The 25,683-nt window shown below is 66.4% G+C and carries 23 protein-coding genes and 8 tRNA genes; 11 read left to right on the top strand and 20 right to left on the bottom strand.

What is annotated here, in order from left to right:
- Window positions 1-53 precede the first annotated feature (53 nt).
- From LIN44_RS07650 to LIN44_RS07635, 4 genes are all read left to right on the top strand, one after another.
- Complete coding sequence (locus LIN44_RS07650) at window positions 54-905, top strand: M90 family metallopeptidase (protein ID WP_227314186.1); 852 nt, start codon at window positions 54-56, stop codon at window positions 903-905.
- Window positions 906-1,101: 196 nt separating this feature from the next.
- Entirely contained in the window at window positions 1,102-1,362 is a 261-nt protein-coding gene (locus LIN44_RS07645; protein ID WP_012353195.1) for a type B 50S ribosomal protein L31, read from the top strand.
- Window positions 1,363-1,613: 251 nt separating this feature from the next.
- Entirely contained in the window at window positions 1,614-3,401 is a 1,788-nt protein-coding gene (locus LIN44_RS07640) for a glycosyltransferase family 39 protein (RefSeq protein WP_227314185.1), read from the top strand.
- Between the two features lie 132 nt (window positions 3,402-3,533).
- Window positions 3,534-4,886 (top strand): MATE family efflux transporter, encoded by a 1,353-nt coding sequence (locus tag LIN44_RS07635; protein ID WP_227314184.1) that lies wholly within the window; start codon window positions 3,534-3,536, stop codon window positions 4,884-4,886.
- Window positions 4,887-5,113: 227 nt separating this feature from the next.
- On the opposite strand, the gene LIN44_RS07630 is transcribed toward LIN44_RS07635, so the two are convergent.
- The 7 genes from LIN44_RS07630 to gltX all read right to left on the bottom strand — a co-directional run bounded on the left by LIN44_RS07630 (window position 5,114) and on the right by gltX (window position 7,759).
- Window positions 5,114-5,190 (bottom strand) — tRNA-Asp (locus LIN44_RS07630).
- 69 nt (window positions 5,191-5,259) lie between these two features.
- Window positions 5,260-5,335 (bottom strand) — tRNA-Glu (locus LIN44_RS07625).
- Between the two features lie 105 nt (window positions 5,336-5,440).
- Window positions 5,441-5,516, bottom strand: a tRNA-Ala gene (locus tag LIN44_RS07620).
- Between the two features lie 196 nt (window positions 5,517-5,712).
- Window positions 5,713-5,789 (bottom strand) — tRNA-Asp (locus LIN44_RS07615).
- Window positions 5,790-5,858: 69 nt separating this feature from the next.
- A tRNA-Glu gene (locus LIN44_RS07610) sits at window positions 5,859-5,934 on the bottom strand.
- A 66-nt stretch (window positions 5,935-6,000) separates the two neighbouring features.
- Window positions 6,001-6,076, bottom strand: a tRNA-Ala gene (locus tag LIN44_RS07605).
- A 282-nt stretch (window positions 6,077-6,358) separates the two neighbouring features.
- Window positions 6,359-7,759, bottom strand: a complete 1,401-nt coding sequence (gltX, locus tag LIN44_RS07600) for a glutamate--tRNA ligase (protein WP_227314183.1) — start codon at window positions 7,757-7,759, stop codon at window positions 6,359-6,361.
- A 260-nt stretch (window positions 7,760-8,019) separates the two neighbouring features.
- Here gltX and LIN44_RS07595 point away from each other — a divergent pair, with 260 nt between their 5' ends.
- Window positions 8,020-8,946, top strand: a complete 927-nt coding sequence (locus LIN44_RS07595; RefSeq protein ID WP_227314182.1) for a patatin-like phospholipase family protein — start codon at window positions 8,020-8,022, stop codon at window positions 8,944-8,946.
- A 74-nt stretch (window positions 8,947-9,020) separates the two neighbouring features.
- Here the strand turns inward: LIN44_RS07595 and LIN44_RS07590 are convergent, their stop codons facing one another.
- From LIN44_RS07590 to LIN44_RS07570, 5 genes are all read right to left on the bottom strand, one after another.
- Window positions 9,021-9,701 carry a C40 family peptidase gene (locus LIN44_RS07590; protein WP_227314181.1) on the bottom strand — a complete coding sequence of 227 codons (681 nt, stop codon included), beginning with the start codon at window positions 9,699-9,701 and terminating at the stop codon, window positions 9,021-9,023.
- A gap of 409 nt (window positions 9,702-10,110) precedes the next feature.
- Window positions 10,111-11,724, bottom strand: coding sequence for an ABC transporter ATP-binding protein (locus LIN44_RS07585; protein ID WP_370641642.1), 1,614 nt, complete (start codon window positions 11,722-11,724; stop codon window positions 10,111-10,113).
- 44 nt (window positions 11,725-11,768) lie between these two features.
- The gene (locus tag LIN44_RS07580; protein WP_227314180.1) at window positions 11,769-12,905 is read right to left on the bottom strand and encodes an ABC transporter permease; all 1,137 of its coding nucleotides are present in this window, start codon (window positions 12,903-12,905) and stop codon (window positions 11,769-11,771) included.
- The gene (locus LIN44_RS07575) at window positions 12,902-13,951 is read right to left on the bottom strand and encodes a microcin C ABC transporter permease YejB (protein ID WP_115680555.1); all 1,050 of its coding nucleotides are present in this window, start codon (window positions 13,949-13,951) and stop codon (window positions 12,902-12,904) included. Before LIN44_RS07575 ends, LIN44_RS07580 begins: the two co-directional genes overlap by 4 nt.
- Before the next feature lie 51 nt (window positions 13,952-14,002).
- Window positions 14,003-15,907 (bottom strand): extracellular solute-binding protein, encoded by a 1,905-nt coding sequence (locus LIN44_RS07570; RefSeq protein WP_227314179.1) that lies wholly within the window; start codon window positions 15,905-15,907, stop codon window positions 14,003-14,005.
- Between the two features lie 209 nt (window positions 15,908-16,116).
- Here LIN44_RS07570 and fabI point away from each other — a divergent pair, with 209 nt between their 5' ends.
- Window positions 16,117-16,905 carry an enoyl-ACP reductase FabI gene (gene fabI / locus LIN44_RS07565; RefSeq protein WP_025585618.1) on the top strand — a complete coding sequence of 263 codons (789 nt, stop codon included), beginning with the start codon at window positions 16,117-16,119 and terminating at the stop codon, window positions 16,903-16,905.
- A 96-nt stretch (window positions 16,906-17,001) separates the two neighbouring features.
- Here the strand turns inward: fabI and LIN44_RS07560 are convergent, their stop codons facing one another.
- The 3 genes from LIN44_RS07560 to LIN44_RS27545 form a co-directional block, all read right to left on the bottom strand.
- Window positions 17,002-18,243 (bottom strand): MFS transporter, encoded by a 1,242-nt coding sequence (locus LIN44_RS07560; protein WP_227314178.1) that lies wholly within the window; start codon window positions 18,241-18,243, stop codon window positions 17,002-17,004.
- Window positions 18,244-18,408: 165 nt separating this feature from the next.
- Window positions 18,409-18,579, bottom strand: a complete 171-nt coding sequence (locus LIN44_RS07555; RefSeq protein WP_227314177.1) for a hypothetical protein — start codon at window positions 18,577-18,579, stop codon at window positions 18,409-18,411.
- Window positions 18,576-18,710 carry a hypothetical protein gene (locus tag LIN44_RS27545; protein WP_255638281.1) on the bottom strand — a complete coding sequence of 45 codons (135 nt, stop codon included), beginning with the start codon at window positions 18,708-18,710 and terminating at the stop codon, window positions 18,576-18,578. The genes LIN44_RS07555 and LIN44_RS27545 overlap by 4 nt, the downstream gene beginning before the upstream one ends.
- A 223-nt stretch (window positions 18,711-18,933) precedes the next feature.
- Here LIN44_RS27545 and LIN44_RS07550 point away from each other — a divergent pair, with 223 nt between their 5' ends.
- A complete protein-coding gene (locus LIN44_RS07550) occupies window positions 18,934-19,185 on the top strand; it encodes a DUF1488 domain-containing protein (protein WP_227314176.1) in 252 nt (83 codons plus the stop codon).
- Between the two features lie 93 nt (window positions 19,186-19,278).
- On the opposite strand, the gene LIN44_RS07545 is transcribed toward LIN44_RS07550, so the two are convergent.
- Together LIN44_RS07545 and LIN44_RS07540 are read right to left on the bottom strand one after the other, a co-directional pair.
- Window positions 19,279-19,355 (bottom strand) — tRNA-Arg (locus tag LIN44_RS07545).
- A 51-nt stretch (window positions 19,356-19,406) separates the two neighbouring features.
- The gene (locus LIN44_RS07540; RefSeq protein ID WP_227314175.1) at window positions 19,407-20,675 is read right to left on the bottom strand and encodes a GGDEF domain-containing protein; all 1,269 of its coding nucleotides are present in this window, start codon (window positions 20,673-20,675) and stop codon (window positions 19,407-19,409) included.
- Between the two features lie 415 nt (window positions 20,676-21,090).
- On the opposite strand from LIN44_RS07540, the gene LIN44_RS07535 reads away from it, so the two are divergent.
- A tRNA-Pro gene (locus tag LIN44_RS07535) sits at window positions 21,091-21,167 on the top strand.
- A 284-nt stretch (window positions 21,168-21,451) separates the two neighbouring features.
- Here the strand turns inward: LIN44_RS07535 and LIN44_RS07530 are convergent.
- The 3 genes from LIN44_RS07530 to LIN44_RS07520 form a co-directional block, all read right to left on the bottom strand.
- Window positions 21,452-21,667, bottom strand: a complete 216-nt coding sequence (locus LIN44_RS07530; RefSeq protein WP_227314174.1) for a hypothetical protein — start codon at window positions 21,665-21,667, stop codon at window positions 21,452-21,454.
- Between the two features lie 141 nt (window positions 21,668-21,808).
- A complete protein-coding gene (locus tag LIN44_RS07525) occupies window positions 21,809-22,552 on the bottom strand; it encodes a DNA polymerase III subunit epsilon (protein WP_227314173.1) in 744 nt (247 codons plus the stop codon).
- Window positions 22,553-22,666: 114 nt separating this feature from the next.
- Window positions 22,667-23,188 (bottom strand): hypothetical protein, encoded by a 522-nt coding sequence (locus LIN44_RS07520; RefSeq protein ID WP_227314172.1) that lies wholly within the window; start codon window positions 23,186-23,188, stop codon window positions 22,667-22,669.
- A 593-nt stretch (window positions 23,189-23,781) separates the two neighbouring features.
- Between LIN44_RS07520 and infA the strand changes: the two genes are divergently transcribed.
- The 3 genes from infA to LIN44_RS07505 all read left to right on the top strand — a co-directional run bounded on the left by infA (window position 23,782) and on the right by LIN44_RS07505 (window position 25,683).
- The gene (infA, locus tag LIN44_RS07515) at window positions 23,782-24,003 is read left to right on the top strand and encodes a translation initiation factor IF-1 (RefSeq protein WP_008641674.1); all 222 of its coding nucleotides are present in this window, start codon (window positions 23,782-23,784) and stop codon (window positions 24,001-24,003) included.
- A 204-nt stretch (window positions 24,004-24,207) separates the two neighbouring features.
- Window positions 24,208-24,684, top strand: a complete 477-nt coding sequence (locus tag LIN44_RS07510; RefSeq protein WP_227314171.1) for a histidine phosphatase family protein — start codon at window positions 24,208-24,210, stop codon at window positions 24,682-24,684.
- Window positions 24,685-24,840: 156 nt separating this feature from the next.
- On the top strand, window positions 24,841-25,683 hold the full coding sequence (locus tag LIN44_RS07505; RefSeq protein WP_112774029.1) for a GNAT family N-acetyltransferase: 843 nt from the start codon (window positions 24,841-24,843) through the stop codon (window positions 25,681-25,683).

Below are 25,683 nucleotides of genomic sequence, written 5' to 3'. Positions count from 1 at the left end.
ACGCAGACAGGAAGGCGTGCCGCGGCACGCCTTTTTTGTTTTTCGACGATGTCATGCTCGGCAAACTGACCACATTCCTGCGCTCACGCTCGCGCGCCCGCAAGCTGGAGCATTACGCCATCCCCGACGCGCTATGGACTCGCACCGTGGCCACGCTGCCGTTCGTGCAGCGCTACGGCAGCGCCGACCTGGCGGCGCTGCGCGAGCTGGCCACGCTGTTCATCGCCGAGAAGGAATACTCCACTGCGCATGACCTGCCGCTGGCCGACGACATGGTAGTCAGTGTTGCGGTGCAGGCCTGCGTGCCGATCCTGAAACTGGGGCTGCCGTGGTACCGCGGCTGGCATGGCATCGTGCTCTACCCGGGCGAGTTCATCATCCGGCGAACCGTGCAGGACGAGATCGGCCTGGTCCACGGCGTGGTCGAAGAAGCCAGCGGCGAAGCCTGGGAGCACGGGCCGGTGATCCTGTCCTGGCCCGACGTGCACAGCCCGGGGGCGGGCATCGACAGCGACCATGAACTGCCGGCGGATACGTATAACGTGGTCATCCACGAATTCGCCCACAAGCTGGACATGCTCGACGGCGAGCCCGACGGCGTGCCGGCGTTTTCGCGCGTGCTGCACCCCGAGGTCGACGCCGAGGCCTGGGCCGAGACCTTCCTGACCGAGTACGATCGCTTCGCCGAAGCCTGGGACGCGCGCGACGAGGCCGACTGGGAACATCCGGAGCGCTTGCCGGCGGCGCTGCGCATCATCGACCCATATGGCAGCGAGGCGCCCAGCGAATTCTTTGCGGTGACGTCCGAGGCATTTTTTGTCGAGCCCGGTGGACTGGCGCGGCATTGGCCGGTGGTCTACCAGTCATTGGCGGCGTTCTATCGGCAGGACCCGGCCTCGATGTGAAAAATACGCCGCTTTATGGCACAACACTTTGTGGGGCCGATGCGCTTGCACCCTTCCCCAACTATTTGCTTTTCTGCCATAATCCCGGTTTGCCCGTAATCGGCAAGTGGTTCGTTCGTCGCCGCGCCATGCCTTCTCCCCTGAAGGAGAACTGCGGATTGCAACGGACTGGCTACCCAACCAGAAAGGACTCATCATGAAAGAAGGCATTCACCCGAATTACCGCGAAGTCGTGTTCCAGGACATGTCCAGCGACTTCAGCTTCATCACCCGCTCGACCATCCAGACCAAGGACACGATCGTGAAGGACGGCAAGGAATATCCGCTGGCCAAGATCGAAGTCTCGTCGGAATCGCATCCGTTCTACACCGGCACCCAGAAGATCATGGACACCGCCGGCCGCGTGGAAAAGTTCCGCCAGAAGTTCGGCAACAAGCTGGGCAAGGCTGCGAAGTAATCGCTTTCAGCGACCCCGATTTGCGCACGCCGCGGACAGGTTCCGGGGCGCGCGCGAACCACAAGGAGGCAGCATCGGCTGCCTCTTTGCATTTGTGCCGGAGCGCCTGGCCGGCCCCGCCGGTACTGCCCGTCATCGGGATTTACCCCCACGTTCCGTGAGGCTTCCACGCCATGCCACGGCCACGCGGCCGCCGCATGCGCGATACTGTGGCCTTCGCGCCATGGCGCCACGGCCCGACCTGAGCATCGATGCGTCAAGCCAACACCTCACCCGTCCAGTTGACCGCAGCCGCCACCGGCGCCCTGCCGCGCGCGCTGCTGCTGGCCATCTGCATCATCTACGGCCTGGTCGGCCTGTTCGGGCGCGACCCGTGGAAGAACGAGGATGCCGCGGGCTTCGGCGTGATGTGGCAACTCGCCACCGGCAGCACGCACGACTGGCTGATGCCGAACATCGTCGGCCGCCCCTACAGCGAGGACGGCCCGCTGGTGTTCTGGATCGGCGCGCTGATGATCCGCAGCTTTGGCGGCTGGCTCGGCGCGACCGACGCGGCACGGCTGGCGACGGCGCTGTTCTTCTTCGCCACCTGCGCCTGCATCTGGTACACCACCTACCTGCTGGGCCGGCGCGACGAGGTCCAGCCCTTTGCCTATGCCTTCGGCGGCCAGCCCAATGCGCGCGACTACGGCCGCACGCTGGCCGACGGCGCGCTGCTGATCTTCCTGGCCTGCGTGGGCCTGGCCATGCGCGGGCACGAGACCACGCCGCAGGTCGGCCAGGTCGCGTTCATCGCGCTGGCGCTGTACGGCATGGTGCGCAGCCTCGACAAGCCCACCCAGGGCAGCCTGATCTATGGTGCCGCGCTGGGTGGCCTGACGCTGGCCAGCGGGCCGCTGCTGGCGCTGGCGCTGCTGCTCGGCACGGCGGTCTGCGCGCTGGTGTGCAAGCCGCTGCCATGGCGGCGGCTTGCCATGGTCGCGATTCCGCTGGCGCTGCTGATCGTCGCGGCATGGCTGGCGGCCGCCTATTTCGGCGCGGCCGACCGCAACGAGGCCGTGACCTTTATCCGCGAATGGTCGCGCTACGACCGCCGCAGCTACGGCTCGCCCAATATGGCGACGTTCGGCTTCAACATGCGCAACCTGTTCCTGTACACGTGGCCGGTGTGGCCGATCGCGGGCTGGGCCTGGATCGCGTGGGCCGGCATGCGCCGCGCGCCCCATGTCGCGGCGCCGCTGGCGCTGCTGCTGCCGGTACTGATCCTGCTGTTCCTGCAACGCAGCGCCGGCGACGTGCAGTTCATCCTGCTGCTGCCGCCGATGGCGGTGCTGGCCGCCTTTGCCCTGCCGACGCTGGCGCGCGGCGTGATCAACGCCATCGACTGGTTCGCGCTGCTGTTCTTCACCATCTTCGGCGGCACGGTCTGGTTCATGTGGATCGCCAAGACCACCGGCTGGCCGCCGCGCATCGCGCGCAATGTGTTCCGCCAGCTGCCCGGCTACCAGCATGAATTCACCATCGCCGCGGTGGTGTTCGCGCTCGCGGCGACGGTGGCATGGGTGCTGATCGTGCGCTGGCGCCTGTCGCGTGCGCCCAAGCAGATCTGGCGCCCGGTGGTGATTTCCGCGGCCGGCACCACGCTGATGTGGGTGATGGCGATGACGCTGTGGCTGCCGTCGATCAACTACGGCAAGACCTATCGCGACGTGGCCCAGGCGGCGTCGATGGCGCTGCCGCCGGCCTACCAGTGCGTGCAGCCGATCCGCATGGGCGATGCGCAGCTGGCGTCGTTCGCCTACTTCGGCCATATCCGCTTCGGCGGGCCCAACGACGGCTGCGACGTTTTGCTGCGCCACGATTCGGTCGACTACGGCGAGCCGGGCAATATCTCGCACTTCGAGTGGCGGCTGATCTGGGAAGGCCGGCGCCCGGCCGACCGTGACGAGCGCTTCCGCATGTACCGCCTGGTCGATACCGCCCGCGCGGTGCACCCGCGCCCCGACCTGCCGCGACGCCGCCTGCCGCGCCAGCCGTGAGCGTGGTCTCCGGTTGCTCGCCACGCCACTAGCCGCCACCCCGATACACCGCAGCGCCTGACGCGCCCACGAACCATTCCGGCCGCAGGAACTGCGGGGCTGGACTTCCAGCCCGCCCCTGCCGAGCCCTCAATGACACTGTTCCAAGACCTTCGCCGCATTGCCGCCCTGGCCGCCCCCGTGCTGGCCGGGCAACTCGCCGTGATCGCCTTCGGCGTGATCGACACCGTGATGGCCGGACGCGCCTCCGCCACCGACCTCGCCGCCGTGGGGCTGGGCGGATCGATCTACGTGACCATCTATATCAGCCTGATGGGCGTGCTGCAGGCGCTCTCGCCCATCGCCGGCCAGCTCTACGGCGCCGGCCGCCTCGAGGCCATCGGCGCGGAAGTGCGGCAGGCCGCCTGGCTGGGCGCCGCGCTGGCGCTGCCCGGTGTGCTGCTGCTGGCGTTTCCGGGCCCGCTGCTGGCCTTCGCCAAGGCCCCGCCCGAGCTGGTCGAAAAGGCCACCGCCTACCTGCATTTCGGTGCCTTCGGCCTGCCGGCGGCCCTGGCCTTCCGCATCTACTCGGCGCTGAACAATGCGCTGTCGCGGCCGATCATGGTGACGGTGCTGCAGGTCGGCGGGCTGGCGCTGAAGGTGCCGCTCAATGCCTGGTTCATACACGGCGGACTGGGCCTGCCGGCGATGGGCGGGCCTGGCTGCGGCCTGGCGTCGACGCTGATCAGCTGGGGCTGGTGCATCGCCGGGGTGCTGATCCTGCGCCATGGCAGCGCCTATCATGCGCTGCGCATCTTCGACACCTGGAGCTGGCCCGCCGCCGCGCCGCTGCGCGCGCTGTTGCGCCTGGGCGTACCGATGGGGCTGACCTACCTGATCGAGATCACGTCGTTCACGCTGATGTCGATCTTCATCACGCGACTGGGCACGGTGACGCTCGCCGGCCACCAGATCATCGCCAACCTGGGGGCGGTGGCCTACATGCTGCCGCTGTCGCTGGGCATTGCCACCTCGACGCTGGTGGCCCAGCATCTCGGCGCGCGCGACCGGGCCGGCGCCAGCCGCCTCGCCTGGCGCGGCATCCGCATGGCGGTGGTGCTCGCGATGTTGACCGGCGCGCTGCTGTGGCTGATGCGCAAGCCCGTGCTGGACGCCTATGCCAGCGACCCCGCGGTGGTCGCCGCGGCGCTGCCGCTGGTGCTGTTCGTGGCGTTCTACCAGGCATTCGACGCGGTGCAGGTGATGACGGCCTTTATCCTGCGCGCATACAAGATCGCGCTGATCCCGACGGTGATCTACGCCGGCTCGCTGTGGGGCATCGGTTTGGGCGGAGGCTACGTGCTGGGCTTTGGCCTGATCGACGGCTTGCCGGCCTTCACGCATGGCGCGAGCGGCTTCTGGCTGGCCAACAGCATCAGCCTGGCGCTGGCAGGCGTGCTGCTGGTGCGGTATTTCAGCAGGGTCAGCAAGGATCCGGAAAATTGATCAGTACGGGCACGTCACGATGACGCTGCCCTGTGCGACGAGGATAAGAAAAAAGCCCGCTTGCGCGGGCTTTTCAAAATTGGCGGAGTGGACGGGACTCGCCTACGTGCCGCAGGCCGCTGCTGCGCCTGCAGGCGCAGCCCTTCTCGTCCCGCCGCGAGCCGCGCAGGCGGCTCGCTCCACTCCGTACAAAAGAAAAAAGCCCGCTTGCGCGGGCTTTTCAAAGTTGGCGGAGTGGACGGGACTCGAACCCGCGACCCCCGGCGTGACAGGCCGGTATTCTAACCGACTGAACTACCACTCCTTAGTCGGCTGTCGACTCAAGCTTGCGCCTGATTCGACATGCTGGACGTCTGATTACGCCCGGCTGTTTTGGCGTCCCCTAGGGGATTCGAACCCCTGTACTCACCGTGAAAGGGTGATGTCCTAGGCCTCTAGACGAAGGGGACAGAAACTTGTTGTTCAACGCGTTTTCTGTCTTGCGCTGGAAAGTCCGCCATCATAGCAGGCTTTTTCGCGCTTGGGAAGCCTCTTTTCAGACGCTTCCCAGATTCTGGTGGAGCTAAGCGGGATCGAACCGCTGACCTCTTGCATGCCATGCAAGCGCTCTCCCAGCTGAGCTATAGCCCCGTATCCGGTGTTCTGGACGGTTACTGCTGGATTCTTCCACTGCTGCCGCTAGCGCAGCGTTTGCAGCGAAGACAGAATTATATAGCGCTTTTCACAACGAATGCAACAGATTTTATTGCATTTACCGCGAATCACAACATAATCCCTCACCCAAAAGAAAAACCCGCATGGTGGATACACCATGCGGGTTTAGTTTTGGCGGAGTGGACGGGACTCGAACCCGCGACCCCCGGCGTGACAGGCCGGTATTCTAACCGACTGAACTACCACTCCTTAGTCGGCTGCCACCTCAAGCTTTTACTTGAGGCGACATGCTGGACGTCTGATTACGCCCGGCTGTTTTGGCGTCCCCTAGGGGATTCGAACCCCTGTACTCACCGTGAAAGGGTGATGTCCTAGGCCTCTAGACGAAGGGGACAGAAACTTGTCTTTCAACACGTTCCGTCTGGCATCAACCGATACTGCGTGGCTGGCGCCTGAATCTTGGTGGAGCTAAGCGGGATCGAACCGCTGACCTCTTGCATGCCATGCAAGCGCTCTCCCAGCTGAGCTATAGCCCCATGGTACTTCTATTTACCACCACTTGCTGCTTTCGCCGGAATTAACCACCGTTTCAAGCGAAGCCAAGATTATATATCAATCATTAATCTTTGCAAGTTCCCGTTTCAGCTTTTTTCGCTTGCTCTGCACTTCAATAATCCGTCCAGAGAAACGAGGATCCTTGCGAATCCGCCGGCCCGCTTGATCATCGATCGCGCTGCAGGGAGAACGAGATTATGCGCAAGTCCGCGCCGATGTGCAAGCCCCGGCGCGGACTTTTTTTGCGGCTTTTCAGGCAGCGCTCAAGCCGCGGCGGCCAGGCGGCGCAGCACCGTGTCGCGGCCGAACAGTTCCAGTACCGCGTCGATGCTGGGCGTCTGCAGCTGTCCCGCCACCAGCAGCCGTACCGGCATGGCCAGCTTCGGCATCTTCAGCCCGAACTCGGCCAGCACGGCCTTGAAAGCAGCGCTGATCTCTTCGCGGGTCCAGGCGGGCAACGCCGCCAGCCGGGCCGACAGTGCCGCCAGCGCCGGCTGGATCTCAGGGGTCAGGTGTTCCGCCTTGAGCGCGGCATCCGCCTGCGGCTCGCCACGATAGAACAGCAGCGCGGCCTGCGCGACTTCCTTCAGCGTGTTGGCGCGGTCCTTCACCAGCGCGATCACGCCGACCAGGTCCGCCCCTTCCACCTTGCCGCCCAGCGCCTCGATGAACGGCTGCGTCAGCGTGGCCAGGCGCTGGTTGTCGCCGACCTTGATGTAGTGGTTGTTGAGCCAGGCCAGCTTCTCGGGGTTGTACTGGGCGGGCGACTTGCCGAGGTGTTCCAGGTCGAACCACTCGACGAACTGTTCGCGCGAGAAGATCTCGGCATCGCCGTGGGCCCAGCCCAGCCGGGCCAGATAGTTCAGCACCGCCTCGGGCAGGTAGCCCTCGTCGCGATACCCGGTCACGCTCATCGCGCCATGGCGCTTGCTCATCTTCTCGCCCTGCTCGTTGAGCACCGTCGGCAGATGGGCATAGACCGGGGGCGTGCCGCCCAGCGCGCGGATGATGTTGATCTGGCGCGGCGTGTTGTTGACGTGATCGTCGCCGCGGATCACATGCGTGATGCGCATGTCCAGGTCATCCACCACCACGCAGAAGTTGTAGGTGGGCGTGCCGTCGGGGCGCGCGATCACCAGGTCGTCAAGCTCGTCGTTGGCAATCTCGATGCGGCCCTTGACCGCGTCGTCCCACACCACGCTGCCGCCGATGGGGTTCTTGAAGCGGATCACCGGGTCCACGCCGGCCGGCGGTTCGGGCAGCACCTTGCCCGGCTCCGGGCGCCAGAAGCCGTTGTAGCGCGGCTTTTCGCCGCGCTCGCGCTGGGCTTCGCGCAGTGCGTCCAGTTCCGCCGTGCTCATGTAGCAGCGGTAGGCCAGGCCGGCCTCGACCATCTGCGCCACCACCTCGCGATAGCGGTCCATGCGCTGCATCTGGTAGAACGGACCCTCGTCGATATCCAGTTCCAGCCATGCCATGCTTTCGAGGATCACGTCGACCGCTTCCTGCGACGAACGCTCGACGTCGGTATCCTCGATGCGCAGGATGAAGTCGCCTTGCATGCGGCGGGCAAAGGCCCAGGGATAGAGCGCGGAGCGGATGTTGCCGAGATGGATGAAGCCGGTCGGGCTCGGCGCAAAGCGGGTGCGGACGCGTTGGGTCATGGTCAGGGGAAAAACAAGAAAGCCCGCGCGCCGCGGCGCGCAGGCTGGTGTATGTGCGGGCCCTGCATTATACCAACGCGTATTGCCTGGCCTCTCTACCCTGCCCCGACCCGCTGCGCGCACCGGCGCCGCGCGGAATCATTTATGCTTGCGCCGGTCTGAGGTGTGGCCGCCAACCAGGCCGGCGCTGCGAACGTGGACGGAGAAGCGCCCACATCACATCGCCGCCGCCGGCCCCACCTTGTTACCGATCCCGCTGCATGCAACGACGTCATTTTCTCGGCATTCCCGCCGCCGCCCTGCTGGCCGGCTGCGCCTTCGGCCCGCGTCCCGCGCCGCCGGCCGCGGCCACGCCCGCGCCACCCGCGCAACGGCCCGTCAAGATCGGCCTGGCGCTGGGCGGCGGCGCGGCGCGCGGCTTCGCGCATATCGGCGTGATCAAGGCGCTCGAGGCCCAGGGCATCCACGCCGACCTGGTCACCGGCACCAGCGCCGGCGCGGTGGTGGCGGCGCTGTACGCCAGCGGGCTCAACGGCTTCCAGCTCAACAAGCTGGCCCTGACCATGGACGAGGCCGCCATCGCCGACTGGGCCCTGCCGTTCGGCACCCGCTTCGGCGGCTGGCTCAAGGGCGAGGCCCTGCAGAACTACGTCAACCGCCTGGTGCAGAACCGCCCCATCGAAGCCATGAAGCTGCCGCTGGGCATCGTCGCCACCGACCTGAAGAGCGGTGAGAAGATCCTGTTCCGGCGCGGCAACACGGGCCAGGCCGTGCGCGCTTCCAGCAGCGTCCCCGGCGTGTTCCAGCCGGTCTCGATCCAGGGGCATGACTATGTCGACGGCGGCCTGGTCGAGCCGGTGCCGGTCGATTCCGCGCGCAGCATGGGCGCGGACTTTGTCATCGCGGTCAATATCTCGGCCGATCCGTCGGCGCAGCAGCACGCCGGCCAGAGCGGCGTGCTGCTGCAGACCACGGCGATCATGGGCCAGTCCATCAACCGCATGGCGCTGGCCCGCGCCGACGTGGTGATCCGGCCCGAACTGCCCGACATGGGCGGCAGCGACTTCAATGCGCGCAACCGCGCCGTGCTGGCGGGCGAACAGGCCACCGCGGCGGTCATGGCAACGCTGCGGCAGCGTCTGGAACAGGCCCGGCTGGCGCCGGCCGGCAAGGTCGCGGCGCAGTAGCCGCGCCGCCGCTGCATCGGAAAACAAAAAGGACTGCCGCAGCAGTCCTTTCTTGTTTAACGCGTCGCCAGCCGTCAGCCGCCGTACATCGACGCGCGGGCAGCCTTGGGATCGTAGCGCTTGAGCGTCTCGACCATGTCGCCAAGGCTCTCGCCGCTGCGCTCGTTGCCTTCGTCGATGCGGCGGGCGCCGTTGTAGCGGGTCACCCAATAGGCCGCGCGCATGTCGTCGACCCGGATCTTGCTGCCGGTGGACGGCGCATGCACGAACTTGTTGTCGCCGATATAGATGCCGACGTGCGAGAAGGTCTGGCGCATGGTGTTGAAAAACACCAGGTCGCCCGGACGCAGGTCGCTGGTCGCCACGGTGGTGCCGACGCGGCTGATTTCGACGGAGCGGCGCGGCAGCATGAAGCCGAAGGTGTCATGGAACACGTAGCGGACGAAGCCGCTGCAGTCCAGGCCCGATTCGGGCGTATTGCCGCCGAAGCGGTAACGCACGCCGATCAGGCCCAGCGCATTCATGACCAGGTCGCCAGCCTTGCTGGCAACGTTGCTGGTGGAATTCACCACCGACGACAGCAAGCCGCGCTTGCCTTCCGGATGCGGATCCATGGCCGGGGCCGCGGACTCGATACGGGTGTCGGCATCCTTGAATACCGTATCCGCCAGCACTCCATTCGACACAGTCGCACCGCAGGCAAGGGCAAATCCGACGGCGGCGCGCGCCAGGGAATGAAGCACCGATCGCTGCATTGGTTCTCCTGTTGATCGTTCCAAAGCAAGCCCCGGCACAAGGTCCGGGGCAGCTGGGTATTGGGTGGATGTCGCGCGAACGTGTCAGTGGCGTCGGGCGATCATCATGTGAACTACGAGGGCAAACCCGACGCAACCTTCGCGCCAGCCCGTCGCGCCGGCTGCCGCACTGCAATCGTGCACGGCATGCGCAAATGCGCCGGACGGACCACCCCCAAAACTAGTTCTGGCGGGATGGTAAAGGGTTGTCATTCACATGTCAAAGTTCGTTACAAATTCGACGGATTTGGCTTCCGAATCAACGATATAGACCGGTTTTCGCATCTTCTTTATCGGATTAATCCCATGGTGGGATGCTAGCCGGCAACGCAAGCCAATGCCGTTGCAGCGCAACAGAAGACCGGTCCGCTCACGCGGCACCGACCTGCGCCGCGGCCATCAGCTTGCGCGTATAGGGATGCTGCGGTGCGCCGAGCACCACCTCGGTGTCGCCCGCCTCGACCACCTCGCCCGCCTTCATCACGATGACCCGGTGCGCCATGGCGCGGATCACCGCTAGGTCATGGCTGATAAACAGGTAGCTGAGGTTGTACTTGTGCTGCAGCTGCGACAGCAGCGCCAGCACCTGCTGCTGGATCGACACGTCCAGCGCCGAGGTCGGCTCGTCCAGCACCAGTATCTGGGGCTTGAGGATCAGCACGCGGGCGATGGCAATGCGCTGGCGCTGCCCGCCGGAGAATTCATGCGGATAGCGGCCCAGCGCGGTACGGTCGAGGCCGACCTCGCGCAGTGCCTCGATCACGCGCTGGCGCGTGGCCTCGCGCGATAGCCCGGGCTGGTGCAGCGCCAGGCCTTCGCCGACGATCTGCTCGATGGTCATGCGCGGCGCCAGCGATCCGAACGGATCCTGGAACACCACCTGCATGCGCGCGCGCAGCTTGCGGCGATCGTCGCGCGTGGCGCTGTCGAAACTGCGGCCGAGGAAATGGATGGTACCCGCGCTCTTGCGCTGCAGCGCCAGCACGGTATGCGCCAGCGTGGTCTTGCCCGAGCCCGATTCGCCGACGATGCCCAGGGTCTCGCCCTCGCGCAGCTGGAAGTCGACATCCTTGACCGCCGCGAACTGGTCCTTGCCGAACCACCCTGCCAGGCCGCGGCGCTTGCGCGCATAGCTGACGCCGAGCTTGTTCGCCTCGAGCAGCACCGGCGCCAGCGGCACCAGCGGCAGCACCTCGCGCCGCGGGCGGCTGTCGATCAGCTTGCGGGTATAGGGATGCTGGGGCGCGGCAAACACGCTGGCGGTCTCGCCGGTTTCCACCAGCACGCCCTTCTCCATCACGCCGACGCGTTGCGCGAACGCGCGCACCAGGTTGAGGTCGTGCGTGATCAGCATCACCGCCATGCCGAACTCGGCCTGCAGGTCGCGCAGCAGGTCGAGGATCTGCGCGCGGATGGTGACGTCCAGCGCCGTGGTCGGCTCGTCGGCCAGCAGCAGCTTGGGCCGGCACGCCAGCGCCATGGCGATCATGGCGCGCTGGCGCTGGCCGCCCGACAGCTGGTGCGGGAAGCTGTCGAAGCGGTGCGCGGCATCGCTGATGCCGGTGCGCTCCAGCAGCGCGATGGCGCGCTCGCGCGCGGCGCGGCGGTCCAGTCCCTCGTGCAGCGCCAGGGTCTCGACGATCTGGTTGCCGATGGTGTACAGCGGGTTCAGCGCGGTCATCGGCTCCTGGAAGATCATCGCGATCTCGGCGCCGCGGATCGCACGCATCTCGCGATCGGAAACCTCCAGCAGGTTCTTGCCCTCGAAGCGGATCGCACCATCGTAGTAGGCGTCTTCCACCAGCCGCAGCATGGCCAGCGCCGTCACGGTCTTGCCCGAGCCCGACTCGCCCACCAGCGCATAGCGCTCGCCGGCGCGCAGGTCGAAGCTGACTTCGCGCACGGCGCGGGTGGCATGCTCGCCATGGCCGAAGGTGACGGACAGCTTGTCGACACACATCAGCGTCGATCCCGGCGCGGGCATCGGTGCCGGCTCCACCTCCGGCAAGGTCATCGGCGACACCGCGGTCATGGCGTGGCCTCCGGTGCCGCGCCGGTGGGCGCGCCGGCGGGAACCTTGGGTTCGACGCGGCCGCGCAGCGCGGCCAGGCCCAGCCGGGTATCGAAGGCATCGCGCAGCGCATCGCCCATGAAGGTCAGCAACAGCAGCGTGACCACCAGCACCGCGAAGGTCGACAGCGAGATCCACCACGCGTCGAGGTTGGCCTTGCCCTGCGCCAGCAGCTCGCCCAGGCTGGGCGTGGTGGGCGGCACGCCCAGGCCGAGGAAGTCCAGGCTGGTCAGCGCCAGGATGGCCGCGCTCATGCGGAATGGCAGGAAGGTGATCACCGGAGTCAGGCTGTTGGGCAGGATATGGCGCCACATGATCTGCACGTTGGACAGGCCCAGCGCGCGCGCGGCCTTGACGTAGTCGAGCGAGCGGTTGCGGTAGAACTCGGCGCGCACGTAGTCGGACAGCCCCATCCAGCCGAACAGCGACAGCAGGATGATCAGCAGCGCCAGGCTGGGCTCGAAGATCGAGGCGAAGATGATCAGCAGGTAGAGCTCGGGCATCGAGCTCCAGATCTCGATGGCGCGCTGCGAGAACAGGTCGAAGCGCCCGCCGAAGAAGCCCATCAGCGCCCCGGTCAGGGTGCCGACCAGCACCCCGATCACCGTCAGCGCCAGCGCGAACAGCACCGACACGCGGAAGCCGTACAGCAGCCGCGCCAGCACGTCGCGGCCGCGGTCGTCGGTGCCGAGCCAGTTCTCCGCCGAGGGCGGTGCCGGATTGGGTTCCTTGGCGAAGTAGTTGAGCGAGTCGTATGAATACCGGTTGAGTGGAAACACCGCGAAATTGCCGTTGGTGGTGATGCGGTCGCGGATATACGGGTCCAGGTAGTCGGCCGGCGTCGGGAAATCGCCGTCGAAGGTGGTTTCGGGATAGACCTTGACGATGGGGAAATACCATTCGCCCTTGTAGTGCACCACCAGCGGCCGGTTGCTCGACAGCAGTTCCGCGCCAAGGCTGAGCACGAAGATAAGGACGAAGATCACCAGGCTCCAGTAGCCGCGCCGGTTGCGGCGAAAACGCTGCCAGGCGCGCTGGCGCGGCGAAGGCGAATGCGGCAGGCCGTTGGCCGCCGCGTGCGAGAACGGTTTCATCGGTGCAGGCCCTCGAAATGGATGCGCGGATCCACCAGCACGTAGCAGACGTCGGAGATCAGGCGGGTGACCAGCCCGATCAGCGTGAACAGGTAGAGCGTGCCCAGCACCACCGGATAGTCGCGCCGCAGCACCGCCTCATACGACAGCAGCCCCAGGCCGTCGAGCGAGAACAGCGTCTCGATCAGCAGCGAGCCGGTGAAGAAGGCGCCGATGAACGCCGCCGGGAACCCGGTCACCAGCGGGATCAGGGCATTGCGGAAGACGTGCTTCCACAGCACGCGGCGCTCGCCCAGGCCCTTGGCGCGCGCGGTCAGCACGTACTGCTTGCGGATTTCCTCGAGGAAGGCGTTCTTGGTCAGCATGGTCACGACCGCGAAGCTGCCCACCACCGACGCCGTGATCGGCAGCACCAGGTGCCACAGGTAGTCCATCACCTTGCCCATCAGCGACAGCTGCTCCCAGTTGTCGGAAGTCAGCCCGCGCAGCGGGAACCACTGCACGAAGGTGCCGCCGCCGAACAGCACCAGCAGCAGCACGCCCAGCACGAAGCCGGGAATGGCATAGCCCACCAGCACGATGACGCTGGTCACCACGTCGAAGCGGCTGCCCGCCCGGATCGCCTTGGAGATGCCGAGCGGCACCGATATCAGGTAGGTCAGGAAGAAGGTCCACAAGCCGAGGCTGACCGAAACCGGCAGCTTGGACTTGACCAGCTCCCACACGCTGCGGTGCTGGAAATAGCTCTGCCCCAGGTCGAACTGCGCAAAGCGCTTGAGCATCAGGAAGTAGCGCTCCAGCGGCGGCTTGTCGAAGCCGTAGAGGGCCTGGATCTCCTTGATCTTGTCGGGGTCGACGCCGCGCCGCCCGCGGTATTCGGCGCCGCCGCCGCTGGCTTCGCCAGCGCCGCCGCGCCCTTTCAGCTCCATCATCATCTGTTCGACCGGGCCGCCCGGCACGAACTGGATCACGACGAAGGTCAGCGTGATGACCCCGACCAAAGTCGGAATCATCAGCAAAATGCGTTTGAGCAGATAGGCAAGCATGGGGGCCGTCTCTTTCCTTGTCCGCGCTGAATCCGCCAGCGCCTGAGCGCCTCAGCGGGCTTGCGCCTGCACGTCGGTGCGCCACCAGTGGCTGAGGATCCAGCCTTCGGCCGTGTAGAAATACGGCAGCCGCTGCGGATACGCCAGCGTCCTGCGGTAGGCCACCCGGTGCGACGCGCTGTACCAGTTCGGCACGATGTAATAGCCGTGCATCAGCACCCGGTCCAGCGCGCGGCCGGCGGTGACCAGTTCCTCGCGGGTATCGGCGCGCAGCACGTTGTCCACCAGCTTGTCGACCACCGGCGACTTCAGCCCGAACAGGTTGTCCGAGCCCGGCGTGCCCGCGGCCTCGCTGGAGAAGCGGTCGCGCAGCTCATTGCCGGGGCTTTGCGAATCGGGGAAGCGAATCGACACCATGTCGAAGTCGAAGTCTTCGAGGCGCTTCTGGTACAGCGCGAAATCCGTGGTGCGCTGGTGCACCTGGATGCCGAGCTTCTCGAGGTTGCGCACGTAGGTGGTGATCACCCGGCTCATGGCGCCGCCGTCGTCGAGGAACTCGAACACCAGCGGCTCGCCCTTGGCATTGCGCAGCGCGCCGTCGGTATAGGTCCAGCCGGCCTGGGCCAGCAGCCGCCGCGCCAGGCGCAGGTTGTCGCGCAGCGAGCGCGGCGGCGCGGTGCTGGGCTGGACCACGTCGGGGCCGAACACCTCCGGCGGCAGCTGCGCGCGCAGCGGTTCGAGCAGCACCAGTTCACCGGGCCCGGGCCGGCCGTCGAAGGTGGCGCTGGCCGACAGCTCGCTGTTGGAGAACCAGCTGTCCAGCCGCTTGTAGGCGCCGTAGAACAGTTGCCGGTTGAGCCATTCGAAATCCAGCGCGAGGATCAGCGCCTGGCGTACGCGCACGTCCTGGAACACCGGCTTGCGCAGGTTCATGACATAGCCCTGCATGCCGGCGCCGTTGCGGTGCGGGAACTCGGTCTTGAGCAGCTCGCCGTTGCGGAAGCGCGTGCCCTGGTAGCTCTTGGCCCAGTTCTTGGCCTTGTATTCGACGATGGCGTCGAACTCGCCGGCCTTGAAGGCCTCGAGCCGCGCGGTCTCGTCCTTGTACAGGCGGTAGACCACGCGCGCGAAGTTGAAGGTGCCGCGCCGCACGGCGAGGTCCTTGCCCCAGTATTTCGGGTCGCGCTGGAAGATGATGCCGCGGCCGGCGTCGAAGCGCTCGATCAGGTAGGGGCCGCTGGTCACCGGCGGCTCGAAGGTCAGCTTCTCGAACGGCACCTTGGCGGTCCATTTGCGCGAGAACACCGGCAGCGAGCCGACGATCAGCGGCAGCTCGCGGTTGCGCTGCTTGAAATCGAAGCGCACGGTGCGCTCGCCGGTCACGACCACCGCCTTGACGTCGGTGCACATGCTGCGATAGCCGGGGCTCGAGGCCTTGCTCATCAGCATGTCGTAGGAATACTTGACGTCCGACGCGAGCACCGGGTCGCCATTGGAAAAGCGCGCCTGCGGGCGGATCGTGAAGGTGACCGACAACTCGTCGGGCGCCACCGTGACGTCCTCGGCCAGCAGGCCGTAGGCGCTGGCGCTTTCGTCGGCACTGCTGATCAGCAGCGACTCGAACATCAGCGCGTTCAGGCCCGGCGCCGAGGTGCCCTTCAGCGTGAACGGATTGAACTTGTCGAAACTGGTGCGCCGGTCAGGATTGGCGAGCGTCAGCGTGCCGCCGACCGGTGCGTTGGGATTGGCGTATTCGAAGTGCGAGAAATTCGGCTGGTATTTGAGGTCCCCATGCAGCGCAAAGCCATGCGCCGCCCATGCCGGATCAGAAAAGAGCGAGACCCCCGCCGCCAGCGTCAGCGCCAGCTTCATTGCCGCCCAACCACCATGCAGTACTGCATCCCGCCGGAAGCACTGCCATGCCGCCTGAAGCGGCCAACGTGCTTGAATAGGCATCCTGTTGGATTCCTCCACTGTCACCTGTGGGGCCCGGCGTTCTGCGGCCGGGCCAAGTATGAGACAATTTTACATGCGTCCGGGGTGGCCCCAGCCATCCGGACATTCCCTCTGCGCGGCGCAATAAAAGGGCCGCAAGACAGCCCGGCACCCGCACCGCCGCACGGCGGACGCACGAAGCGTGCCTGATACACCACCTTGGAGAATTTATGGGATTTCTGGCAGGTAAGCGGATCCTGATCACCGGCTTGCTTTCGAACCGCTCGATCGCCTATGGCATTGCCTCGGCGTGCAAGCGCGAAGGCGCCGAACTGGCCTTCACCTACGTCGGCGAACGGTTCAAGGACCGGATCAGCGACTTTGCCAAGGAATTCGGCAGCGACCTGGTATTCGAATGCGACGTCGGCAGCGACGAGCAGATTGCCGCCACCTTCGCCGCGCTGGGCCAGCGCTGGGAAAAGTTCGACGGCCTGGTGCATTCGATCGGCTTCGCCCCGCGTGAAGCGATTGCCGGCGATTTCCTCGACGGCCTGTCGCGCGAAGGCTTCCGCATCGCCCACGACATTTCCGCATACAGCTTCCCGGCGCTGGCCAAGGCCGCGCTGCCGCTGCTGTCGGACAAGGCCTCGCTGCTGACGCTGACTTACCTGGGCGCCGAGCGCGTCGTCCCCAACTACAACACCATGGGCCTGGCCAAGGCCTCGCTCGAAGCCAGCGTGCGCTACCTGGCCGCATCGGTGGGCCCGCGCGGCATCCGCGCCAACGGCATTTCGGCCGGTCCGATCAAGACCCTGGCCGCGTCCGGCATCAAGGGCTTCGGCAAGCTGCTCGGCCACTTCGAAGAAGCCGCGCCGCTGCGCCGCAATGTCACCATCGAAGAAGTCGGCAACGTCGCCGCCTTCCTGCTGTCGGACCTGGCCAGCGGCGTGACGGGTGAGATCACCTATGTCGATGGCGGCTTCAACGTGGTCGGCGCGAGCGTGGCAGACGCGGAGTAAATCCGGCGCAGGCAACACGCGCAATCAAGGAGGGGGTGCCGGCATGGCACCCCCTTCTTGTTTTCGGGATTCTGCTGCGCCGCACCCGCCAGGGTGCTACGCCGCGGCAGGGACGCGCCGCTCCATGCTCAGCATCGACCAGGCATAGATCACCAGACCGCCAAGCGCCAGCAGCAGCCCGACCCACCCGGTCGATTCCCAGCCGAAGCCGGCGGCAATGGTCAGCCCGCCCAGCCATGCGCCCAGCGCATTGGCCAGGTTGAAGGCCGAATGGTTGAGCGCGGCGGCCAGCGTCTGGGCGTCGCCCGCCACGTCCATCAGCCGGATCTGCAACGCCGGGCCCAGCGCCACCGCGGTGCCCACCAGCAGCACGTTGAACGCCGCCAGCCAGGCATGCGGCGCGGTCAAGGTAAAGGCGCCCAGCACCAGCGCGGTCCAGACCAGAACACCGCCCACTGTCGGCATCAGCGCCTTGTCGGCCAGCCTGGCGCCGGCGAGGTTGCCGACCACCATGCCGACGCCGAACAGCGCCAGCACCACCGGGATGCCCGCCGCCGGCATATGCGCCAGCTCCAGCATGGTCGGCTTGATATAGCTGAACACGGAAAACATGCCGCCAAACCCGATCGCGCCGATCCCCAGCGTCAGCCAGACCTGCTTGCGCCCGAGTGCCGACAGCTCGCGCAGCGGACTGGCACGCCGGTCAGCCGGCACGAACGGCACCCAGCGCCATACCAGCAGCGCGGTCAACGCGCCGAGCGCGCCGACGATCACGAAGGCCGAGCGCCAGCCCAGCCATGTGCCGACCGCGGCGGCGATCGGCACGCCGACCAGCGTGGCGGTGGTCAGGCCCAGCATCACCAGCCCTACCGCCTGCGCGCGCCGCTCGCGCGGCACCAGGCTCGCGGCAACCAGCGCCGCCACGCCGAAGTACGTGCCGTGCGGAAAACCCGTGAGCAGGCGCGCCACCATCATCGACAGGTACGACGGCGCCAGCGCGCTGGCGATATTGCCCGCAGCAAACACCGCCATCAGTGCGATCAGCAGGTTGCGCCGCGGCCAGCGTGCGCCCAGCACCGCCAGCAGCGGCGCGCCGACGACCACGCCGAGCGCATAGGCGCTGATCAGGTGGCCAGCTTGCGGGATCGAGATGCCGAGGTCGGTGGCGGCATCGGGCAGCAGGCCCATGATGACGAACTCGCCGGTGCCGATGCCGAAGCTGCCGACGCCAAGCGCCAGCAGCGGCAGGCGGCCGACTGATTTGTGATCGCGGGAAGACAGGGAAGCGTCGGCGCCGCGGTCTGGATCCGCGGCGGAGTGTGCATGTGGGGCGGCCATGTACAGGATTTGCTGGGGTTCAACGAAATGCCGCCCGCTGACGGGCGAGGTAGTGTCCTCGCCTCTGATCGATCCAGCGTGCTCCTGTGCGGCGCGCAGGCCGTATTGTGCGGCAAAAACGCAAATCCTGCCGGCGCCGGCCTGAACGGCCGGCATTGCATCTGCTTACCTGATCACGTGGACCAGCCGATGCCGCCAGTACCGAAGCGAATGCCTCGCTATGCCGAACACCGGCTTGCGGTGGATGCCCACCCGGATGATGTAGCCGTAGAGCCCCACCAGGACGACCAGGAACACAAGGGACCAGATCATCCCTGCGCTGTCGGTCTCATTCATTTCTTCTTCTTGGCGTCCAGATCATGCCCGCGGGACTGTACCGGACTGAAGGGGGAGGCCGGGACCGATGGTTTTTTCGGCTGCTTGGGCTTTTTGGCCTCGCGGCTGCTGCGTAGTTGACTCTTGGCCATGATGGATTCCTGAAGGGCTTGCCCGGAGATATTGGCAACCCCAGCATACGCGCTAAATCGCCGGCAAAAGAAATATCTTTCTCGAAGTACCGGCCATGCGCCGCAGCGCGCCGCGGGCACCGCGCCCAGCTTGCCGGAAACCGGTGCATACTGGGGCCGGCAGCCCGGCAGGCGCCACCAAGCCCGACACGCCCGGCGCAATATGACCGGACAGGAGTCTGCGATGGCACTGAACTTTCCCAATCCCAGCCGCAGCTACGATGCGGCGCGGCACTGCGTTTGCTTCTGGGGCTACGACAACGCGCGTGAAGTGGCATTCCAGGTCACTGATGAAATCCTGCTGCGCCTGAGCCGCCAGGCTAGCGCGGAAGAAACCGCGCTCCTCGCCATCTTCGATCATCATCGGGACCAGATCCTGCAACTGGCCAGGGACCTCTACAACCCCGGGGAACGTACCACCTACACGATTTCCTGAGATCGGACACCAATGCTGCCCCGGTCCGCCAGCAATGCTTGCCTTCGCGGGAGGTGGTACGCGCAGCCAGCCATGGGATGGGTCCCAAGGAACTGGCGCGTCCTAGAGGATTCGAACCTCTGACCGCTCGCTTAGAAGGCGAGTGCTCTATCCAACTGAGCTAAGGACGCGAAGGCGTGCATTCTACCGCAGCGCTCGCCCGCGGTGACAAGCCGTGCGCGTCAGGAGATGGCGCGCGGCTGGCTGCGCGTGACGTAGCGGCCAGCGTCGGCCGTGGCATCAGGGGCCGACGCCGCGCTGTCGCCGCCCACCGGGTGCAGCGACACGCAGTTGCGCCCCTTCAGCTTGGCGTCATACAGGGCGCGATCGGCGCGGCGCATCAGCGCGTCGGCACCCTCGCCGGGCTGCCGCGCCGCCACGCCGATGCTGACGGTATAGGCGATCGGATCAGGTTCGGACGGGCAAGGCGTGGCGCGCACCGCCGTGGCGAGCCGCAGGCAGGCAAGCCGCCCCGACTCGAGCGCGGTATCCGGCATCACGATGGCAAATTCCTCGCCGCCCAGGCGCCCCACCAGGTCGCCGTAGCCGACCGTCTTGCGCAGCAGGCCGGCGAAATGCCGCAACACGCTGTCTCCCGCGAGGTGGCCGTAGACATCGTTGATGGCCTTGAAGTGATCGAGGTCGACGAACGCGACCGTCATCGGCTTGCGTTGCCGCTCGGCCTGCAGGCAGGCGGCCTCCAGTTCCTCCCAGAAGGCGCCGCGCAGCAGCACATCGGTCAGGTCGTCGTGCCGCGCGCGCCGCTCCAGCATCCGGCGCAGCCGGTCGTGTGCCATCAGCGCAAAGCTGACCGACACCCCGACCAGGGCAAAGACATTGAACATGGCCAGCTCGCCATCCCACGGCATCGGCCGCGGCCAGGCGCCGCCCTGCGTCATCGCCGCCAGCGGCCGCAGTACGGTCCAGGCATTGATGGCCGCGGCGGCAATCACGATCGCCGCCAGCGACCATGCCGCCAGCCGTCCGGTGCCGCGCGTGGCCGGCACCGCCGGCACCACGCTGCGGGCAAGATCCAGCAGCAGCACGATATGGCAGGCGCTGAGGATTGGCGCCAGATCAGGCAATGCCACGGCGCTTTCCAGATATCGCGGCGCCAGGTCGCCCCAGGCCACCGCCGCCGCTGCCGCCAGATTCAGCCCCAGCCAGCCCGCGGCACGGCCCGGCCGTTGCGCGAAGTGCCGCGCGCCCACCGCCATCACCGACAGCGCGGCCAGCAGCGCCAGATCGGTCGACTCCGGCACCAGCCACATCGGCCGCAATGCCTGCACCGCGGCCAGCGCCGCGGCAAACGCCGCCAGCACGCTGCCCAGCGCCCACGATGTCAGGCCGCTGCGCTCCATGCCCGACGACCGGCGCAACACCACGCAAACCACCGCCATCTGCAAGGCAAACAGCCCTGCGATGAGCACAACCACGTGCGACTGAAACATCTTTATTCCCGTCCAAGGCAAGCCGCGGCGCTCCGCATGCCGCCGCTCTTCCCTGCTTCTTTGCCGATCCTGTGCCGGACCGTTGTTATCGAATGCCGCACTTCCTGTTTCAGGCCGCCCGTGCAGCCATCCGGCAAGCGCGGGCAAACCGAGCCGCTCGCTCGCCATGGGCGGGAGCGCCGTTCTTGTTCTGGTGATCAGGTCAGTCCGGAAGGAAATACGCAAAACCGGGCGTTCCCAACAGCACGCCGGTCGGACTGGAGCGGTGTGCGGATTATCGCAGCGCGCAAACCCAAGTCAAGACAAAGCGCCCCCGCCAGAAGGGGGAGCAGCGCGGCACACCCGCCGGGCACGAACCCGCCTGCGTCGATGCACATTGACCGTGGCTCGCCGACGCGGCTACAATGGCCGGCTTCGGAGCGTAGCGCAGCCTGGTAGCGCATCTGATTTGGGATCAGAGGGTCGTAGGTTCGAATCCTATCGCTCCGACCAGAAATATGTAACGGAAACAACGGCCTGGATCGCAAGATCCAGGCCGTTTTTTTGTCCGCTCGAGTTCACATGGACACAGTGCCTCATAGTCGATGCGGCACCCCGCCGGTCAAGCGCGAACACGTCGATCTGCTGATTCAGGGCCTCGATGGGGATGTTACGGAACCACACAGCTTTGAGATCGAATGCGAGACGTCAAGCCGTGATGCCTTCTGACGCGAGGTGACCACAGTGGGCTAATGGTCCGAGAGCAGCGTTCTCAGAGCTCCCGGACAGCCATCTAGTTATGCACCATCGGTGTAGCCGTCGCGGTTCGTGATCCGCGCCCCTTCGGAAAAGACATCCCGCGTGTCGGTGACCGAAGCACCATCCGTGTAGACGTCAAACTGTGCAGTTTTGCCTCCATCGGTATAGGGGTCACGCGGCCCCATCGTTCCGGCATAGACTGCGGCGGACCCAACGGTACTCAGTACAGCAAACAATAATAGTTTCTTAAGCATGGTTTCCACCTCCTATTAGGTGGTTATTCCCCCAGCCGCTGGTTCCAGTATAGGCCCCCGGACCACGTTTTTTGCGCTGCACAAATTTATATTGCAGGGACCTCCTGATGGGCAGGCCGATGGCAGCGAAGACGCCGCCGATCACCACGGGAACAAATCCGGCCAGATCACCGCGCCGGCGAGCAGCATCAGCACCACGGCTGCCATGACCAGTCCCCGCCCGGGGCCGTGATGGTTGGCGTCGACCTGCGGCATCCATGCCGACGCAGCCGCCGGGAGCGGCGCCGCCGCGGGCGGTGGCGCCGGCGCGCTGCCGGGATGCGGCGCAGCGCTCATGGCGAAATCGGCTTCGGCCAGCAGGAAGCCCATCGGCGTCGCCTGCTGGGTGGCGCCTAGCGGCCGGAACAGCAGCTTGGACAGCGCCAGGCAATCGTCCAGGGCAACCTGCGGCCGGGGACGGAAGATATGCAGGTGCTCGCACAGCGTATCGAGCTTGTGGTTGGCGGCGTGGAAATACTGCGACCAGCGCACCTGCCGCACCGAGCAGCGCCAGCGCTTGTCCCGGATGCCGGGCAGCACTTTCTCCAGCATCCTGGCATTGAAGGCGGCGCCGTGGGCGACCAGCACGTCGGCATCGTCGACAATGGCGCGGATGGCGCCGATATCGAAGCGGCGCCCGCGCAGCATGTCGGCGGTCAGCCCGTGGGTATCGGTGGCCGCCGCGCTGATCGGCACGGTGGGCTCCTGCGAACCGTAGTACTCCGCCACCTCGCGCAACAGGCCGCCGGCACGCGGCGATACCTCGACCAGCAGCAAGCCGATGCTGACGGGCTCATCGGCTGGCGTGAGCCCGGTGGTTTCGGTACTGACGATTGCGACCCGCATGGGCACTCCGGTGTGGCTGTGCGCGGACGTGCCAGACGCCAGCCGCTATGGTTGTTTGCCTCTAGCGTAGTGCGAGCGCGTTAATCGTCATATCAACCAGATGGGCTAAACGGTTCAGGCGGGCGGTTGGTCCTCCGCCCCGCCGCGCCGCCGTGCCAGGTTGCAGTACACGTCGGCCGCGACCAGCCCGAACAGCGCGTGCGCGAACAGGATCTCCCAGCCGCGCGCCTCGTCGAACCAGTTCATATAGCGCCCGAACACATAGAAGTTGACCAGGTACACCACCACGCCGAACACGATGCCGACCACCGAGGCCAGCCCCAGGCTGGTGTCGAAGCGGAACGACGACAGGATCACCGCCAGCGCCGCCGCCAGGATGATCGACAAGGCGAAATGCACCGTGCCCGCGGCCAGTACGATGGTCCAGTTGAAGGCATCCGCCGACAGCGCCTCGCGACCCAGGATGATCGCGGCGACCATCTTCACGGTGCCCCAGGCGCCCTGGTACAGCAGAAAGCGCGCGGTCAGCAGCTCCAGCACCATGTAGACCGCGCCCGCAATCAGCCCCGCCAGCACCGCGGCGCGCCAGTCGGGACGGCAGCGGACATAGCGGTGCGATTCCAGATGGAGTTCCATGGCAGTCTCCTCGCGAATCCGGCCCGGTACGGCCGTACGCGTTAGTTCTAGCTCATAGGGCCCAAATACCAAGCGGCGCGCGATCCGATTTGCGACTCTATCGCCATTTTGTTGCGCCGGGCGCGGGCCGGGTGCAACCGACGCGCCGGCAATGCTGCATCCGCGTACGTGATACAATGTCGCAGTAGCCCCCGGGGTGTCCGAGCCCTGTAACCGGGCGTTCTCACCAGCGCGCTCCTGCGAGCGAACAGCAGCCGCCGGCGCGGGCCATCCGCGACGACACCGAACTGGCGAACCACCGGGTACACCTGCCCGCCTGCTCCGCGAAGCACACGGCCTCTCCGGCTGTCAGCGACCAGGTTTTCGCCCAAGCCATCCGCGCCCGCAAGGCGACACCGCTGACGACCGCCGACTGAACCGGCCATGCCGGCGCCAGCCGCCGAAGCCTGCGCGCCCTGCCCCGAACCAACTCAGGCGCGGTGGGCCGCATCGGCGCAAGACGCCGCGGTTCGGCGCCATGGCGGGCGAACCGAACAGGAATTTTTGGAAACGTAACCATGCAGCCTTCGCGGGCTGCCGAAAAGGAAGACAGATTGGCTAAGGAAGAACTCATTGAATTTGGCGGCGTGGTGTCGGAAGCCCTGCCTGACAACCGCTATCGTGTCACGCTGGAAAACGGCGTCGAAATCTGGGCATACGCTTCGGGCAAGATGCAAAAGCACCGCATCCGCATCCTGGCCGGCGATCGCGTGACCCTGGAAATGTCGCCGTACGACCTGACCAAGGGACGCATCAACTTCCGCCACAAGTCCTGAGTTTCCTGACGGGGCCGAGGGCAGCGCGAACGCGTTGCCCTCGGCCCCGCTGCAGTGTTGCGCCGACGCGCTGTCACGCCGCTGACACCGCGCCCGGAGACACTTGCGGGCTGCCCTGACCGGCAGCCCGCTTTTGTTTGCGCTGCGCTTGCGCCGGTCGGGCCGCTTCACCATACTCGAAGCACGCTCATTGCCCCGTCCGACATGAACCTGATCCTGTGGCGCCATGCCGAAGCCGAAGACCTTCCCGACGCCCTCAGCCTTAGCCGGCATGCCGATCTGCAGCGGCCGCTGACGCGCCGCGGCCGCAAGCAGGCCGAGGCTTCGGCCAAATGGCTGCGTGCCCACCTGCCCGCCGATACCCGCATCCTGTGCAGTCCCGCCGTGCGCGCCCGCGAAACCGCGGCGGCGCTGACCGGCGAGGCGGAAATCCTCGATGCCCTGGCCCCGGGCGCCGATGTCAGCGCCGTGCTCGCCGCGGTCGAATGGCCCGAGCGCGCCGAGCACGTGGTGGTGGTCGGCCACCAGCCCTGGATCGGCCGCGTCGCCAGCCTGCTGCTGGCGGGCGCCGAAATGAACTGGAGCGTGCGCAAAGGCGGCATCTGGTGGCTCACCGGCCGTACCCGCGAAAGCGAGGCGCAGACCGTGCTGCGCGCGGTCATCAATCCCGAATTCCTCTGAGCCTGCGGGGGTGCGGCACCGACCTGTGTGCCCCTCAAGCCCTCCCGAACAGGCCCGGCTGCCGAAGTCACGCAACCGTCATCGCGAGGTCACGGCACTGTCACCGGCCCTCACTACATTGCATCGCAACAGTTTCGTCACCAAAAGGACATACTGATGCGAGATCTGCCGACGCCTACCCAGCCGCTCTTCGACTCCCTGCCCAATGGCCTCGGCGGCCAGACGGCGCGGAGGCGTCTTCATCGCCCATCGGATACACCGGCACATGAGTCGCCTGTTCTCAGCGTGGCGTGGGCGCGCCACCAGGATGAAGTAGTCGAGGCCCAGCGCCTGCGCTACAAGGTCTTTGCCGAGGAAATGGGCGCGCGCCTGACGTCTTCGGTGCCCGAACTGGACATCGACATGTTCGATGCCTACTGCGACCACCTGATCGTGCGCGACATGGCCACGCTGCGCGTGGTCGGCACCTACCGCGTGCTGCCGCCGCACCAGGCCAAGCGCCTGGGCTGCCTGTACGCCGAGTCGGAATTCGACCTGGTGCGCCTGTCGCACCTGCGCCCCAAGATGCTGGAACTGGGCCGCTCATGCGTGCACCGCGACTACCGCTCCGGCAGCGTCATCATGGCGCTGTGGGGCGGGCTGGGCGAGTACCTGCAGCGCTGGGGCATCGAATCGATGCTGGGCTGCGCCAGCGTGCCGATGAGCGACGGCGGCCACTACGCGGCCAGCCTGCACCGGCTGTTCACCGAGCGCTCGCTGGCACCGATCGAGTACCACGCGTTCCCGCGCCTGCCGCTGCCGGTGGAAGACCTGAACCAGCAGTTGGCGGTCGAGCCGCCCGCGCTGATCAAGGGCTACCTGCGCCTGGGTGCGAAGATCTGCGGCCAGCCGGCCTGGGACCCGGACTTCAACGTGGCCGACTTCCTCACGCTGCTGCGCGTGAACGACATGAACCCGCGCTACGCCCGCCACTTCCTGGGCCTGAACAACGCCGCCTGA

The sequence above is a fragment of the Cupriavidus sp. MP-37 genome, from assembly GCF_020618415.1.
In the GTDB taxonomy this organism is placed as follows: Bacteria; Pseudomonadota; Gammaproteobacteria; order Burkholderiales; family Burkholderiaceae; genus Cupriavidus.
This window is presented reverse-complemented; position numbering and strand designations above follow the sequence as displayed.